The organism is Kangiella sp., assembly GCF_048265365.1.
Lineage (GTDB): Bacteria > Pseudomonadota > Gammaproteobacteria > Enterobacterales > Kangiellaceae > Kangiella.
This window is the reverse complement of the sequence record NZ_JBLXBT010000012.1, coordinates 1-15,838: the sequence shown is the minus strand read 5'-3', so window position 1 is coordinate 15,838 and position 15,838 is coordinate 1. Positions and strand designations below refer to the sequence as shown.

Genomic DNA, 15,838 nt, shown 5'->3' with positions numbered 1-15,838 from the left:
AACGTAGAGTTGATCGCACCGATTGCGATGGACGAAGGTTTGCGCTTTGCGATCCGTGAAGGCGGTCGTACAGTAGGCGCTGGTGTTGTTGCTAAAATTCTTGAATAATCAATTGCAATTCAAATAAGGCAGGGTATAATTCCCTGCCTTAATTTTTGACAATCAGTTTTAGGCCAGTAGTTCAATTGGTAGAGCGTCGGTCTCCAAAACCGAAAGTTGGGGGTTCGAGTCCCTCCTGGCCTGCCACTTTCTCTGTAAAAATGAAGTTAAGTGGCTGATAATAAAGGTTTATTTCATGAGCGCACAGGCGACAAATACAGGTTCTAAATTAGACGGTTTGAAGTGGTTCTTTGCTTTCGCGTTAATCGCAGCAGGGGTTTATGGCTTCAATTATTTGTCTGAAGAGTCAATTTTAATTCGCACAGCCGTAGTTCTAGTGTCAGTAATTCTGGCAATAGTTGCAGCAATGGCAACTGCAAAAGGTCAGGCATTTTGGAAGTTTGCTCGTGAAGCGCGCACTGAACTGCGCAAAGTTATTTGGCCAACCTCAAACGAGACGGTAAAGACAACTATCATGGTAATTATTATGGTTATCATTCTCGGTTTGTTTTTAGCCTTGATTGATTGGCTTATAAATAGCTTCTTAATTAGTCCGATCATCGGCTAGGAGTTCTTGCATGGCACTACGTTGGTACGTTGTACAAGCCTTTTCAGGCTATGAAAACAAAGTAAAAACCATGCTGGAAGAGCGTATCCAGTTAGCGGGTTTGGAAGACAAGTTTGGCGAAGTTCTTGTTCCTACTGAAGAAGTGGTGGAAATGAGGGCTGGACAAAAGCGACGTAGTGAGCGCAAGTTTTTCCCGGGGTATGTCTTAGTTCAGATGGATATGGACGAAGAATCATGGCAGGTAGTTCGTAATACTCCGCGCGTTATGGGCTTTATCGGCGGTACATCAGACCGTCCGGCTCCAATCAGCGAGAAAGAAGCCAATGCGATCTTGAATCGTATCGAAGATAGTGGCGATAAGCCAAAGCCAAAAGTATTGTTTGAACCTGGCGAAATGGTACGTGTTACTGATGGTCCGTTCGCGGACTTTAACGGTGTTGTAGAGTCAGTAAACTACGAGAAAAGCCGTTTACAAGTGTCTGTCTCTATCTTTGGACGCTCAACTCCTGTAGAATTGGAGTTTAGCCAAGTCGAAAAAGGCTAGGCAGCAAAACGAATTCAGCGTATCTCTGTTTGGGAAACCAACACGGGGAGCGCTTTATTGTCTTTGTAAAAAAGATATTTTTGTTAAACCGGGGAGCTAGTTAAAGCTAGCGCTTGAACCCACATAGAGGTGAAACATGGCTAAGAAAGTCGAAGCTTATATTAAGCTACAAGTAGCAGCCGGTATGGCTAATCCTAGTCCACCAGTTGGTCCAGCTTTGGGTCAGCATGGTGTGAACATCATGGAATTCTGTAAAGCTTTTAACGCGCAAACAGAAAAACTGGAAAAAGGTCTTCCTACTCCAGTGGTAATCACTGTTTACAATGATCGTAGCTTTACATTCATTACCAAAACTCCTCCAGCGTCTGTTCTAATCAAAAAAGCATTAGGCCTTAAGTCTGGTAGTGCAACTCCTAACACTAAGAAGGTGGGTAAAATTACTCGCGCTCAGTTGGAAGAAATCGCTACAACTAAAGAGCCTGATTTAACTGCTGCGGATATGGATGCAGCCGTTAAGACAATCGCTGGCACAGCACGCTCAATGGGCGTCGACGTAGAGGGTTAAGATAATGGCTAAAATTTCAAAACGTATTCGCGCTATCAACGAAAAAGTTGCTGGTCGCACAATCTTTTCAGCTGAAGAAGCTATTCAGTTGTTAAAAGAAGTTTCTACTGTCAAGTTCGACGAGAGTCTTGAAGTTGCTATCAACCTTGGTATCGATCCACGTAAATCTGATCAGGTTGTTCGTGGCGCTACCGTTCTTCCAAATGGTACAGGTAAAGACGTCCGCGTTGCTGTGTTTACAAATAATGTAGACGAAGCAAAAGCTGCGGGTGCTGATATCGCAGGTATGGAAGATTTAGCTGAAGAAGTTAAAAAAGGTAACTTAAACTTTGACGTTGTAATTGCTAGCCCAGACGCAATGCGTGTGGTTGGTCAATTAGGTCAGATCTTAGGCCCTCGTGGCTTAATGCCAAACCCAAAAGTGGGTACGGTTACTGCTGACGTCGCAACTGCAGTTAAAAATGCCAAAGCTGGTCAGGTTCAATACCGTGCAGATAAAAACGGTATCGTTCACGCCGCAATTGGTAAAGCAACATTTGATGCCAATGCGCTTCTAGAAAACTTAACCAGTTTACTAATCGCATTGAAGAAAGCTAAGCCAGCTTCATCAAAAGGCACCTATATGAAGAAGATTTCTCTTTCTTCAACTATGGGTCCTGGTTTAGCAATCGATCAGTCAAGCTTATCGCTTAAAGACTGATTATAAGGGCTTTGGGTTTCCTGGGGTGTGAAAGCAATTCAGGGAACCGTCAAAGACCGTAGGTACTGGTGAATCGCTTATCGATATTGATTACGACCAACTGGTTTAATGATTGCCTACGCAGACGGTGAGACCTTGATGAAACTTTTAAAGTGGAATCGTTCACCGTAACTCAAAGGATAAGGCTTGCCTTATCAAACGTAAAACTCGGCCGGAGCGAAAGCAAAGGTTCGATAAACTGGAGGTGAACTAGTGGCACTTAGACTTGAAGGCAAAAAGGCAATTGTTACTGAGATTAATACAGTAGCAAAAGATGCCCTTTCAGCCGTAGTAGCTGAGTACCGCGGTTTAACAGTAGAGCAAATGACTGCGCTTCGTGTGAAAGCACGCGAAAGCAACGTTTATGTGCGTGTTATTCGTAACACGTTAGCTCGTCGTGCTGTTGAAGACACTGAGTTCGCTTGTATGCAAGATGCATTAACTGGTCCTTTAGTTTATGCGTTCTCTATCGATGCACCTGGTGCAGCGGCGCGTCTTTTTAAAGACTTCGCAAAAGAGAACAAACAGCTTGAAGTAACAGGTATTGCTATTGGTGGTGAGTTACATGGTCCTGAGCGTCTTGACGCTGTGGCTGCCTTGCCAACAAGAGACGAAGCACTTGCTACATTGATGATGGTTATGAACGCACCTATCACTAAACTTGCTCGTACTTTCAAAGAAGTACCGACCAAGGTTACTCGTGTGGTTGCTGCTGTTCGCGATCAAAAACAAGCGGCTTAAGACTCCTAGTTCGAGATCTGTTTAACCGTAGTTTTAACATTTTGTTAATTTTAAATTTAAATACCCAGGAGACTAGAAATGGCTCTATCTAAAGATGATATCTTGAACGCTATTGCTGAAATGAGCGTAATGGAAGTTGTTGAACTTGTTGAAGCAATGGAAGAAAAATTCGGTGTTTCTGCTGCAGCTGCTGTTGCAGTAGCTGGCCCAGCTGCTGGCGGTGACGCTGGTGCAGCTGCAGAGCAAACTGAGTTTGACGTTGTAATGAAAAGCTTTGGCGGTAACAAAGTAGCTGTAATTAAAGCTATCCGTACTATCACTGGTCTTGGCTTGAAAGAAGCTAAAGACATGGTTGAAGGTGCTCCTGTTGCTGTTAAAGAAGGTGTTGAGAAAGCTGAAGCAGAAGACATCAAGAAGCAATTGGAAGAAGCTGGCGCAGAAGTTGAAGTCAAGTAATAAGTCTATTACTTGGTGTCAGTTTCGACAGCAAACAGTCCAAAATGGCTGGTGACTTCGTCACCGGCCTTTTTGCCGTTTTAGCGGCAAGTGGTTAAGAGCCACACTTAGTAGAAATTTCTACGCAATATATCACTGGTTAAAAGCTAGCTAGCCGAGGAACCCGCATGGCATATTCATACACTGAGAAAAAGCGAATCCGTAAGGATTTTGGTCGACGTTCCAATATTCTCGATGTGCCTTATCTTTTGGCAATCCAAAAAGATTCATACCGTGAATTTCTTGAGCCAAGAGGCGATGAAGATTCAGGTTTGGACTCAGCGTTCAAGTCTATTTTCGCAATTGAAAGTTATTCAGGTAACGCAGCATTAGAATACGTTGGATATTCATTGGGCGAACCTGTATTTAATGTTAAAGAATGTCAAATTCGTGGCATAACTTATGCTGCGCCACTTCGCGTTAAAATTCGCTTGGTCATTTATGATAAAGATTCTAAGACCAAAAAAGTAAAAGATATTCGCGAACAAGAAGTATTCATGGGCGAACTACCGTTAATGACAGAAAACGGTACCTTCGTAATCAACGGTACTGAGCGTGTTATCGTGTCTCAGTTACACCGTAGTCCTGGCGTGTTCTTTGATTCAGATCGAGGTAAAACACACAGCTCAGGTAAACTACTCTATCAAGCTCGCGTTATTCCTTACCGTGGCTCATGGTTGGATTTCGAGTTTGATCCAAAAGATATGCTTTATGTGCGAATCGACCGTCGCCGTAAATTGCCTGCTTCGATTATTCTTCGTTCTTTGGGTTACAACACCCAGGACATGCTTGACATGTTCTTCGAGCGAAATAATTTCTACATCACCAAAAAAGGTGAGATTCAGCTTGAGCTTATCCCTTCACGTTTGCGTGGTGAAACGGCTACTTTTGAAATGAAAGCCAAGGGTAAAGTTGTTGTTGAGGAAGGTCGTCGTATTACTCCTCGACATATTGCACAACTTGAAAAAGCCGGTGTTAAGAAGCTTGATGTTCCAACTGAGTACATCTATGGCCGTGCATTAGCTACTGACATTATCGATAAAGAGTCAGGCGAGATTATTGCTGAAGCAAACGCTGAGATTACTGAAGAAATCTTAGAAAAGATGATTGAGTCTGGTGTAACAGAGGTTCCGACACTGTACACCAACGATCTTGATCATGGCCCTTACATGTCAGACACATTGCGCATTGATTCAACTCGCACTCCGCTTGAGGCGAAAGTTGAAATCTATCGCATGATGCGTCCAGGCGAACCGCCAACGCAAGATGCTGCTGAAGCGTTATTTGAAAATCTATTCTTCAACCTTGAGCGTTATGATTTATCACGTGTTGGACGTATGAAGTTCAACCGTCGTGTAGGTCGTGATGAGATTGAAGGTGAAGGTACACTATCCAACCAAGACATCATTGATGTCATCAAAACATTGATCGATATTCGTAACGGTAGCGGAACGGTGGATGATATTGACCACTTGGGTAACCGTCGTATTCGTTGTGTTGGTGAGATGGCAGAAAACCAATTCCGTGTTGGTTTGGTCCGTGTTGAGCGTGCTGTTAAAGAGCGTTTATCTCAAGCAGAAAGTGAAAACTTGATGCCTCAAGACCTTATCAATGCAAAACCTGTTTCTGCAGCCGTTAAAGAATTCTTTGGTTCAAGTCAGTTATCTCAGTTCATGGATCAAAACAATCCATTATCTGAAATCACTCACAAACGTCGTGTTTCAGCATTAGGCCCTGGTGGTTTGACGCGTGAACGCGCAGGCTTTGAGGTTCGTGACGTACACCCAACGCACTATGGCCGTGTGTGTCCGATTGAAACTCCTGAAGGCCCAAACATTGGTTTGATTAACTCTTTGGCATGTTATGCCAGAACCAATCAGTATGGTTTCCTTGAAACACCATATCGCCGTGTAGCAGATGGTAAGCCGACTGCGGAAGTGGATTATTTGTCTGCGATTGATGAAGGTAAATTTGTCATTGCACAGGCGAACGCCAATTTGGACAAGAACGGTACCTTCTCAGATGACTTGGTACCTTCTAGATTCCAGGGCGAATTTATGTTGGCCACGCCAGATCAGGTTCAGTATATGGACGTTTCGCCACAGCAGATCGTATCGGTTGCGGCGAGTATGATTCCATTCCTTGAACACGATGATGCGAACCGTGCATTGATGGGTTCAAACATGCAGCGTCAGGCAGTTCCAACTTTGCGTGCTGAAAAACCACTCGTTGGTACCGGCATGGAAAGAACAGTAGCTGTCGATTCTGGTGTTGTAGTGGCGGCCAAACGCGGCGGTGTTGTTGATCAAGTAGACGCTAGCCGAGTAGTGATTCGTGTGAATGAAGATGAAGTGGGTGATAACGACTCAGGTGTTGATATTTACAACTTCACTAAGTACACGCGCTCAAACCAAAATACCTGTATCAATCAGCGTCCAATCGTTAAGCAAGGTGACATCGTTGCACGTGGTGATGTATTAGCTGATGGCCCATCCACCGACTTAGGTGAGTTGGCACTTGGCCAGAACATGCGCGTAGCATTCATGCCTTGGAACGGTTACAACTTTGAGGATTCGATCCTTATTTCTGAGAATGTGGTACAGGAAGACCGCTTCACTAGTATCCATATTCAGGAATTAACCTGTATCTCTCGTGATACCAAGTTGGGACCTGAAGAAATCACCGCTGATATTCCAAACGTCGGCGAAAGCGCACTAAGCAAACTGGATGAGTCAGGAATCGTTTACATCGGTGCTGAAGTAAAGCCAGGAGATATTCTAGTTGGTAAAGTAACACCAAAAGGTGAAACTCAACTAACTCCAGAAGAGAAGTTATTGAGAGCCATTTTTGGTGAGAAAGCTTCAGACGTGAAAGATACCTCTTTGCGCGTAGGTACTTCAACTCACGGAACGGTGATTGACGTTCAAGTCTTTACCCGTGACGGCGTTGAAAAAGATGCTCGCGCCAAAGAAATCGAGAATGCTGAAGTTGCTAGCGCCAAGAAGGACTTAAATGATGAGTTCCGTATCTTGGCTGACAGTATTTATCAGCGTGCACGTAACCTTGTTATGGGTTGCGTTGGTGAGAAAGGTCCAAACAAATTTAAGAAGGGAAGCAAAATTACTGCAGACTACTTAGATAGTCTTGAGCCTTCACAGTACTTGGAAATTCAGTTGCGTGTAGAAGAAAAGCAGCAAGCGCTTGAAAGCCTGGCTAACTACCTTGCAGAGCAACGTAAAGAGTACGATAAGAAGTTTGAAGTTCAGAAGCTTAAAATCACTCAAGGTGATGATTTGGCTCCTGGTGTTCAGAAAATCGTTAAAGTTTACTTGGCTGTTAAGCGTCGTATCCAGCCAGGTGACAAAATGGCGGGTCGTCACGGTAACAAAGGTGTTATTTCAACCATTGTTCCGATTGAAGATATGCCATATGACGAAAATGGTGAGCCGGTGGATATCGTATTGAACCCGCTGGGTGTACCTTCACGTATGAACATCGGTCAGATTCTTGAAACACACTTGGGTTGGGCCGCAAAAGGTGTGGGTACTAAAATTGGTGAATTGCTGGATACCGGCAAAGCACCTAAAACAGTTCGCACATTCTTGAATAAAGTTTACAACCATCGCGATGATAAGACCGTTGATTTGTCAGAAATGACAGATGATGAAGTAATGACAATGGCCGGTAATCTTCGTTCTGGCGTACCAATGGGTACACCGGTATTCGATGGTGCAACGGAAGAAGACATTCATGCAATGTTTGACCTGGCTGAATTGCCAAAATCAGGGCAAACCTGGTTGTATGATGGACGTACTGGTGATCGCTTCGAGCGTCCGGTGACCGTTGGTTACATGTATATGCTGAAACTGAATCACTTGGTTGATGACAAGATGCACGCCCGTTCTACCGGTTCGTACAGCTTGGTTACTCAGCAACCACTAGGTGGTAAAGCGCAATTCGGTGGTCAGCGTTTCGGTGAGATGGAGGTGTGGGCACTGGAAGCTTATGGTGCTGCTTATACCTTGCAAGAGATGCTCACAGTTAAATCGGATGATGTGAATGGTCGTACCCGCATGTATAAAAACATTGTGGATGGTGACCATCGCATGGAGCCGGGTATGCCAGAGTCATTCAACGTATTGACTAAGGAAATCCGCTCATTAGCGATTAACATTGAGCTTGAGCACGAAGATTAAGCACTGGTGACTCCATCGGCTCCACACGACTTGTGGGGCCATTAGGGTAAAGGTTTTAACTCCATTAGGAGAGCGATTGTGAAAGACTTATTAAATTTTATTAAGCAGCAGAACCAGTCCGAAGAGTTTGATGCGATCCGTATTGGCTTGGCATCACCGGACCAGATCCGCTCTTGGTCGTTTGGCGAAGTTAAAAAGCCAGAGACAATTAACTATCGTACCTTTAAACCGGAACGTGACGGTTTATTTTGTGCCAAAATTTTTGGCCCAGTAAAAGATTACGAATGTTTGTGTGGAAAATACAAGCGCCTGAAACACCGCGGCATTATCTGTGAAAAGTGTGGTGTGGAAGTTACTTTGACGAAGGTTCGTCGTGAGCGCATGGGTCACATTGACCTGGCTTGTCCTGTTGCTCATATCTGGTTCTTGAAATCACTGCCAAGTCGTATTGGTATGTTGTTGGATATGACGTTACGTGATATCGAGCGAATTCTTTACTTCGAAGCTTTCGTAGTAACAGAGCCTGGTATGACAACTTTAGAAGCGGGTCAGTTATTAAGCGAAGAAGGTTACCTGGATGCTTTAGAAGAATTCGGTGATGACTTTGAAGCTAAGATGGGTGCTGAAGCAATCAGTGCACTACTTGATCTTATTGACCTGAAAGAAGAAGCTCAGCGTATTCGCGAGGAAGAAATTCCTTCGACTAACTCTGAAACCAAATTGAAGAAGCTAAGCAAACGCTTAAAGCTTCTAGAGGCATTCCTGGATTCAGGTAATGACCCTCAATGGATGATCATGACGGTGTTGCCAGTTCTGCCACCAGATTTGCGTCCATTGGTTCCATTGGATGGCGGTCGTTTCGCAACGTCTGATTTGAATGATTTATATCGTCGGGTGATTAACCGTAACAACCGTTTACGTCGTTTGTTGGATCTTAATGCTCCAGACATTATTGTCCGCAACGAAAAGCGTATGTTGCAAGAATCAGTTGATGCCTTGTTAGATAACGGTCGTCGTGGCCGTGCCATCACGGGCTCTAATAAGCGTCCTTTGAAATCACTTGCTGACATGATCAAGGGTAAGCAAGGTCGTTTCCGTCAGAATCTATTGGGTAAGCGTGTTGATTACTCTGGTCGTTCTGTAATCGTAGTTGGTCCAACATTGAAATTACACCAATGTGGTCTGCCTAAGAAGATGGCACTTGAGTTGTTTAAACCATTTATCTACAGCAAGCTTGAATTACGTGGTCTAGCGACAACAATTAAAGCTGCCAAGAAAATGGTTGAGCGTGAAGAACCGGTAGTTTGGGATATCTTAGAAGAAGTCATTCGTGAGCACCCAGTACTGCTGAACCGTGCTCCAACACTTCACCGTTTAGGTATTCAAGCATTTGAACCTGTATTGATTGAAGGTAAAGCTATTCAATTACACCCTCTAGTCTGTGTGGCATACAACGCCGACTTTGACGGTGACCAAATGGCGGTACACGTTCCATTGACGATTGAAGCTCAGCTTGAAGCTCGTGCTTTGATGATGTCGACTAATAATATTTTATCACCTGCGAATGGTGAGCCGATTATCGTTCCTACGCAGGACGTGGTACTTGGTCTTTACTACTTAACGCGTGATCGTGTTAATGCAAAAGGCGAAGGCATGATCTTTGCCGATGCAGACGAAGTTCAGCGTGCTTACGCTAATAGCATTGTTGACTTGCACGCAAAAGTTAAAGTTCGCTTGCCAATGGTAGATATCGATGAAGAGGGTAACAAAACTGCTCGCATCGAACTTGCTGAAACTACGGTGGGTCGTTCGCTTTTATGGGGTATTGTTCCTGACGGTATTAGTTTCGAACTAGTCAACAAGGCAATGACCAAGAAAGCGATTTCCAAACTAGTGAATACTTGTTATCGCGAGTGTGGCTTGAAAGCTACGGTAATCTTTGCTGACCAATTGATGTATACCGGCTTTAGCTATGCGACACGCTCAGGTGCTTCGGTTGGTATCGAAGATATGGCAATCCCGGATGCTAAAGCAGGAATCATTGAAGCAGCTGAAAAAGAAGTTGCCGAGATTCAAGAACAGTTTAACTCTGGTCTGGTAACTCAAGGCGAGCGATATAACAAGGTTGTTGATATCTGGTCTCATACCAACGAAAAAGTTGCAAAAGCGATGATGGATTTCATCGGCACAGAAGAAGTTGTTGATAAAGAAGGCAATACTGTTCGTCAACCATCTTTCAACTCTATCTTTATGATGGCCGACTCAGGTGCTCGTGGTAGTGCCGCCCAGATTCGTCAGCTGGCTGGTATGCGTGGTCTGATGGCAAAACCGGATGGCTCGATTATTGAGATGCCGATTACGGCAAACTTCCGCGAAGGTCTGGATGTATCTCAGTACTTTATTTCGACGCACGGTGCTCGTAAAGGTTTGGCCGATACGGCATTGAAAACAGCTAACTCCGGTTATCTGACTCGTCGTTTGGTTGATGTTGCTCAAGATATGGTTATCACTGAGCATGACTGTGGTACCGAAGAAGGTATCTACATGTCTCCGCTGATTGAAGGTGGTGATGTTGTTGAGCCATTGCGCGAGCGTGTATTAGGTCGTGTTATTGCTGAGCATATTTATGTTCCAGGCACTGATGATCTGCTAGCAGAAGCGGGCACGTTACTCGACGAGAAGTGGGTGGAGATTCTAGAGCAAAACTCTGTAGACCAGGTTAAAGTTCGTTCTGTTATCACCTGTTCAACTCGTACCGGTGTTTGTGCTGCCTGTTATGGTCGCGACTTGGCTCGTGGTCATATCATCAATCAAGGTGAAGCGGTTGGGGTTATTGCTGCTCAATCGATTGGTGAGCCAGGTACTCAGTTAACGATGCGTACGTTCCACATTGGTGGTGCGGCATCTCGTGCATCAGCAGACAACAACGTACAAATCAAAAACGATGGCCAGATTCGTCTTAAAAACGCTAAGACAGTTGAGCGTCAAGATGGCAAGCTCGTTATCGTTTCGCGTTCAGCTGAATTGAACGTTATTGATGAATATGGTCGTGAACGTGAGCGCTATAAAGTTCCTTACGGTTCGGTTCTAAGTACTAAAGAAGGTGAGAAGGCAAAAGGTGGCGACATCGTTGCTAACTGGGATCCACACACTCACCCAATTATTGCTGAGCTAGACGGTAAAATTGAATTCGTCGATATGATCGAAGGCGTTAACATTGAACGCCAGACTGATGAACTAACCGGCTTGAGCTCAATCGTTATTACTGAGAACAAGCAGCGTAGCGGTAGCAAAAGCTCAGATGTTAAGCCTGCGATTAAGTTGCTTGATAAGAAAGGTAAAGATCTTTATATCCCAGGCACAGAGATGCCAGCGGTATACTTCTTACCAACTAACGCAATCGTCAGCCTGGAAGATGGCTCAGAGGTAAATATCGGTGATGCTATTGCTCGTATTCCTCAAGAGAGTTCAAAAACAAAAGATATTACCGGTGGTCTGCCACGTGTGGCCGACTTATTCGAAGCTCGCAAACCGAAAGAACCTGCTATCTTGGCAGAGATTTCAGGTACTGTGACCTTTGGTAAAGAAACAAAAGGTAAGCGTCGCTTAGTCATAACTCCCCAAGACGGTGGCGATACCTATGAAGAGCTAATTCCTAAATGGCGCCAGCTCAACGTTTTCGAAGGTGAAAAAGTTGAGAAAGGTGAGGTGGTATCTGACGGTGCAGATAACCCACACGATATCTTACGCCTGAAAGGAATTACTGAACTTGCACGCTACATTGTTAACGAGGTGCAAGAAGTTTATCGTCTGCAAGGTGTTGGCATTAACGATAAGCACTGTGAAGTGATTATCCGCCAGATGTTGCGTAAGTGTATTGTCACTGATCCGGGTGACTCGCTACTTCTGAAAGGTGATCAGATGGAAGTGGTTCGAGTGCTTGAAGAAAATGACAAGCTTATTGAAGCTGGTAAAGACCCGGTACAGTTTGAACGTATATTAATGGGTATTACGAAAGCTTCATTGGCCACTGAGTCCTTTATTTCTGCGGCTTCCTTCCAGGAAACTACGCGAGTACTTACTGAAGCGGCTGTCAACGGTAAGACTGATGATTTGCGTGGTCTGAAAGAGAACGTTATTGTCGGTCGTCTGATTCCAGCGGGTACAGGTTTAACTTACCATGCGGAACGTCGTCGCAAACGTGCAGAGACAGTGACTGAAGACTTAGGGCTAACAGCAGACGAAGTAGAACAGGCATTGTCTGATGAGCTTAGCTCAATTAACGAGGGTGAGGACTGATCAAGAGATTCGCTTGGCTAAATGATCAAACTTTAGCCAAGCTTGACTTTAAATCATGACCTCTTTAGAATAGCGCGCCCTAGAGTTATCGGCGCGCAAGTTTGGCGTGAACTAGATATAGAGATTTTATTAAATGGCTACAATTAATCAGCTAGTAAGAAAACCTCGCAAGAAGCAGGTAAAAAAGACAAACGTTCCTGCATTGGAAGCTTGTCCGCAACGTCGTGGCGTTTGTACTCGTGTTTACACCACTACGCCTAAAAAGCCAAACTCGGCTTTGCGTAAAGTAGCTCGTGTACGCTTAACTAACGGTTATGAAGTTTCTTCATACATCGGCGGTGAAGGCCACAACCTACAAGAGCACAGCGTTGTACTTATCCGTGGCGGTCGTGTAAAAGATTTGCCAGGTGTACGTTATCACTGTGTTCGCGGTACGCTTGACCTTGCAGGTGTTAAGGATCGTAAGCAGGGCCGTTCTAAGTACGGTGCTAAACGACCAAAAGGTTAATTTAATTCACGTAAAAGCCTTCTTGCGGCGTTATTAAGAATTATTTTTCGGTTTACTGGTACATAACCAAATAACCTAAAAATGATTTAAATGCCTCGCACTAAGACTTCTTCGAAGAATTAAATGCTAGCTTTTCAACTTAGAAGCTAGTGATTGGCTTTAATATCTTTACATATTGAAGCCATACAATTTGAGAATAGTCTAGTAGCTGACCGTCCGGTCGGCTATTTCACTATGTGAGTAAGGCCAGATAAGAAACGTAACTGCTTATTCTGGATTATCCTGAAGTTACACATGCATGAGGAAAATTTAACATGCCAAGAAGACGTGTTGTCGCGAAACGCGAAATCCTTCCTGATCCTAAGTTCGGAAGTGAATTGTTAGCGAAGTTCATTAACGTTTTGATGCAAGATGGTAAGAAATCTACTGCAGAGAAAATCGTTTATGGTGCTTTGGACATTATCACTGAGAAAAAATCAGGCGAAGAATCATTAGAATTATTTGAGAAAGGCTTGGAAAACATTCGCCCTATGGTGGAAGTTAAGTCTCGCCGTGTTGGTGGTTCTACTTATCAAGTACCAGTTGAAGTGCGCCCTGCACGTCAAACAGCATTGGCTATGCGTTGGTTAACTGAAGCTGCTCGTAAGCGTAGTGAAAAATCAATGCGTGAGCGTTTAGCTGGCGAAGTACTTGATGCATTGGAAGGCCGTGGTTCAGCTGTTAAGAAGCGTGAAGATGTTCACCGCATGGCTGAAGCTAACAAAGCTTTCTCACATTTCCGTTGGTAATCCAAGGAGTTTATTGTGGCACGTAAAACCCCTATTGAGAGATATCGTAATGTCGGTATCTGTGCTCACGTAGATGCGGGTAAAACTACTACTACTGAGCGTATTCTTTTCTACACAGGTCTTTCACATAAGATCGGTGAGGTGCACGATGGCGCTGCTACCATGGACTGGATGGAGCAGGAGCAAGAGCGTGGTATTACTATTACTTCAGCGGCTACTACAACCTTCTGGCGTGGTATGCAAGCTCAGTTCGACGAGCACCGTATTAACATCATTGACACCCCTGGACACGTTGACTTTACTATTGAAGTAGAGCGTTCATTACGTGTATTGGATGGTGCTGTTGTTGTATTGTGTGGTTCGTCAGGTGTTCAGCCTCAAACTGAAACTGTATGGCGTCAAGCAAATAAGTATGAAGTTCCACGTATGGTATTCGTGAATAAAATGGACCGTACTGGTGCTGATTACTTAAATGTTGTACAGCAATTGAAAGATCGATTGAATGCTAATCCTGTTCCAATGCAATTAACCATTGGTTCAGAAGATGACTTGACCGGTGTTGTCGATCTAGTAAAAATGAAAGCCATCATCTGGAATGAAGAAGACATGGGAATGACTTTTGAATACCAGGATGTTCCAGCAGAGCTTCAAGCTAAATGTGAAGAGTTGCGCATGGAAATGATTGAAGCAGCGGCTGAAGCTACTGAAGAATTGATGGAAAAATATTTAGAAGGTGGTGAGCTAACCGAAGAAGAAATAAAGATGGGTATTCGTAAGCGTACACTTGCTAACGAAATCATCCCTGTGTTCGGTGGTTCTGCATTTAAGAACAAAGGTGTTCAAGCAGTATTAGACGCAATTGTTGAATATATGCCTTCGCCAAAAGAAGTTAAAGCGATTCAAGGTACTATTGACGATGAAGGCGAAGAATTTGAAATTCGTGAAGCTGATGATAGCGCACCATTTTCAGCGCTAGCGTTTAAAATTGCGACTGACCCATTTGTTGGTACTTTAACCTTCTTCCGTGTTTATTCTGGTGTTATTAATTCTGGTGACAGCATTTACAACTCAGTTAAGCAAAAGAAAGAGCGTATTGGTCGTATCGTTCAGATGCATGCTAATAGCCGTGAAGAAATCAAAGAAGTTCGCGCAGGCGATATCGCTGCCGGCGTTGGCTTTAAAGATGTTACAACAGGTGACACTCTGTGTGATCTAGAACATAAGATCATTCTTGAGCGTATGGAGTTCCCTGAGCCGGTAATTTCGGTAGCAGTTGAGCCTAAAACTAAAGCTGACCAAGAGAAAATGGGGATTGCTTTAGGTAAATTGGCGCAAGAAGATCCGTCATTCCGTGTTCGTACCGATGAAGAATCAGGCCAAACCATTATTTCTGGTATGGGTGAGCTTCACTTAGACATTCTCGTTGACCGTATGAAGCGTGAGTTTAAGGTTGAAGCTAACATTGGTGCTCCTCAGGTTGCTTACCGTGAGTCGATTCGTAATACCGTTGAAGTCGAAGGTAAATTCGTACGTCAATCAGGTGGTCGCGGTCAGTATGGTCATGTTTGGGTTAAACTTGAACCGCAAGAAGTTGGCACAGGCTTTGTATTTGAGAATGCCATCGTTGGTGGTGTTGTTCCAAAAGAATACATTGGTGCAGTTGCTAAGGGTATTGAAGAGCAGCTAGAAAACGGTATCTTGGCTGGGTATCCAGTACTTGATGTCAAAGCGACTCTTTATGATGGCTCTTACCATGATGTTGACTCGAATGAAATGGCGTTTAAGATTGCTGGTAGTCTGGCTGTTAAAAACGCAGCAAATACTGCTAACCCAGCATTGCTAGAGCCAATGATGAAGGTTGAAGTTGTAACACCTGAAGAGTACATGGGCGATGTTATGGGTGACCTTAACCGTCGTCGTGGTCTTGTGAAAGGTATGGGCGAAAATGCCTCCGGCAAAGTAATTGATGCTGAAGTACCGCTTTCAGAAATGTTTGGTTATGCTACCGACGTGCGCAGTTTGTCGCAAGGTCGTGCTAGCTTTACCATGGAGTTCGCTCACTATGCAGAAGCTCCAACAAATATTGCTGAAGCGATTATGAGCAAGAATTCTTAATTTTTATTATTGAAACATTAGTTCCAAACTTTAATTAGAGGAATTGAAAATGGCTAAAGAAAAATTTGAACGTAACAAACCGCACGTTAACGTAGGCACTATTGGCCACGTTGACCACGGTAAAACGACTCTAACTGCAGCAATCTGTACTGTATTGGCAAAAGTATACGGCGGTGCCGCA

General features: G+C 44.1%; 13 protein-coding genes and 1 tRNA gene. All 14 read left to right on the top strand.

Annotated elements, in window-relative coordinates:
* The coding region (locus ACN0VI_RS14750) for a hypothetical protein (RefSeq protein WP_417447309.1) at positions 1 to 108 on the top strand (108 nt) is incomplete at its 5' end.
* Positions 109 to 170: 62 nt separating this feature from the next.
* Positions 171 to 246 (top strand) — tRNA-Trp (locus tag ACN0VI_RS14745).
* 49 nt (positions 247 to 295) lie between these two features.
* A complete protein-coding gene (secE, locus tag ACN0VI_RS14740; protein ID WP_331890625.1) occupies positions 296 to 667 on the top strand; it encodes a preprotein translocase subunit SecE in 372 nt (123 codons plus the stop codon).
* 10 nt (positions 668 to 677) lie between these two features.
* On the top strand, positions 678 to 1,211 hold the full coding sequence (gene nusG, locus ACN0VI_RS14735) for a transcription termination/antitermination protein NusG (RefSeq protein WP_012800360.1): 534 nt from the start codon (positions 678 to 680) through the stop codon (positions 1,209 to 1,211).
* Positions 1,212 to 1,347: 136 nt separating this feature from the next.
* On the top strand, positions 1,348 to 1,776 hold the full coding sequence (gene rplK, locus ACN0VI_RS14730) for a 50S ribosomal protein L11 (RefSeq protein ID WP_012800361.1): 429 nt from the start codon (positions 1,348 to 1,350) through the stop codon (positions 1,774 to 1,776).
* 4 nt (positions 1,777 to 1,780) lie between these two features.
* Positions 1,781 to 2,476: a 50S ribosomal protein L1 gene (gene rplA, locus ACN0VI_RS14725; protein ID WP_331890624.1), complete on the top strand. Its 696-nt coding sequence runs from the start codon at positions 1,781 to 1,783 to the stop codon at positions 2,474 to 2,476.
* A gap of 252 nt (positions 2,477 to 2,728) precedes the next feature.
* The gene (gene rplJ, locus ACN0VI_RS14720) at positions 2,729 to 3,256 is read left to right on the top strand and encodes a 50S ribosomal protein L10 (protein WP_331890623.1); all 528 of its coding nucleotides are present in this window, start codon (positions 2,729 to 2,731) and stop codon (positions 3,254 to 3,256) included.
* A 78-nt stretch (positions 3,257 to 3,334) separates the two neighbouring features.
* Positions 3,335 to 3,712: a 50S ribosomal protein L7/L12 gene (gene rplL / locus ACN0VI_RS14715; RefSeq protein ID WP_331890622.1), complete on the top strand. Its 378-nt coding sequence runs from the start codon at positions 3,335 to 3,337 to the stop codon at positions 3,710 to 3,712.
* 167 nt (positions 3,713 to 3,879) lie between these two features.
* A complete protein-coding gene (rpoB, locus tag ACN0VI_RS14710) occupies positions 3,880 to 7,947 on the top strand; it encodes a DNA-directed RNA polymerase subunit beta (protein ID WP_417447307.1) in 4,068 nt (1,355 codons plus the stop codon).
* A gap of 78 nt (positions 7,948 to 8,025) precedes the next feature.
* On the top strand, positions 8,026 to 12,246 hold the full coding sequence (rpoC, locus tag ACN0VI_RS14705; protein WP_331890626.1) for a DNA-directed RNA polymerase subunit beta': 4,221 nt from the start codon (positions 8,026 to 8,028) through the stop codon (positions 12,244 to 12,246).
* Positions 12,247 to 12,379: 133 nt separating this feature from the next.
* Complete coding sequence (gene rpsL, locus ACN0VI_RS14700; RefSeq protein WP_018625110.1) at positions 12,380 to 12,754, top strand: 30S ribosomal protein S12; 375 nt, start codon at positions 12,380 to 12,382, stop codon at positions 12,752 to 12,754.
* 314 nt (positions 12,755 to 13,068) lie between these two features.
* The gene (rpsG, locus tag ACN0VI_RS14695; protein ID WP_331890627.1) at positions 13,069 to 13,542 is read left to right on the top strand and encodes a 30S ribosomal protein S7; all 474 of its coding nucleotides are present in this window, start codon (positions 13,069 to 13,071) and stop codon (positions 13,540 to 13,542) included.
* A gap of 15 nt (positions 13,543 to 13,557) precedes the next feature.
* Positions 13,558 to 15,657 (top strand): elongation factor G, encoded by a 2,100-nt coding sequence (gene fusA, locus ACN0VI_RS14690; protein ID WP_331890628.1) that lies wholly within the window; start codon positions 13,558 to 13,560, stop codon positions 15,655 to 15,657.
* Positions 15,658 to 15,706: 49 nt separating this feature from the next.
* Positions 15,707 to 15,838, top strand: a 132-nt coding sequence (locus ACN0VI_RS14685) for a GTP-binding protein (protein ID WP_417447308.1), incomplete at its 3' end; no start/stop codon positions are given.

What these genes read in the sequence shown, in the direction of transcription:
- nusG (WP_012800360.1), top strand. Translation starts at nt 678, where the DNA reads ATGGCACTACGTTGGTACGTTGTACAAGCCTTTTCAGGCTATGAAAAC.
- rplA (WP_331890624.1), top strand. Translation starts at nt 1,781, where the DNA reads ATGGCTAAAATTTCAAAACGTATTCGCGCTATCAACGAAAAAGTTGCT.
- rpoB (WP_417447307.1), top strand. Translation starts at nt 3,880, where the DNA reads ATGGCATATTCATACACTGAGAAAAAGCGAATCCGTAAGGATTTTGGT.
- secE (WP_331890625.1), top strand. Translation starts at nt 296, where the DNA reads ATGAGCGCACAGGCGACAAATACAGGTTCTAAATTAGACGGTTTGAAG.
- rplL (WP_331890622.1), top strand. Translation starts at nt 3,335, where the DNA reads ATGGCTCTATCTAAAGATGATATCTTGAACGCTATTGCTGAAATGAGC.
- rpsL (WP_018625110.1), top strand. Translation starts at nt 12,380, where the DNA reads ATGGCTACAATTAATCAGCTAGTAAGAAAACCTCGCAAGAAGCAGGTA.
- rplK (WP_012800361.1), top strand. Translation starts at nt 1,348, where the DNA reads ATGGCTAAGAAAGTCGAAGCTTATATTAAGCTACAAGTAGCAGCCGGT.
- rpsG (WP_331890627.1), top strand. Translation starts at nt 13,069, where the DNA reads ATGCCAAGAAGACGTGTTGTCGCGAAACGCGAAATCCTTCCTGATCCT.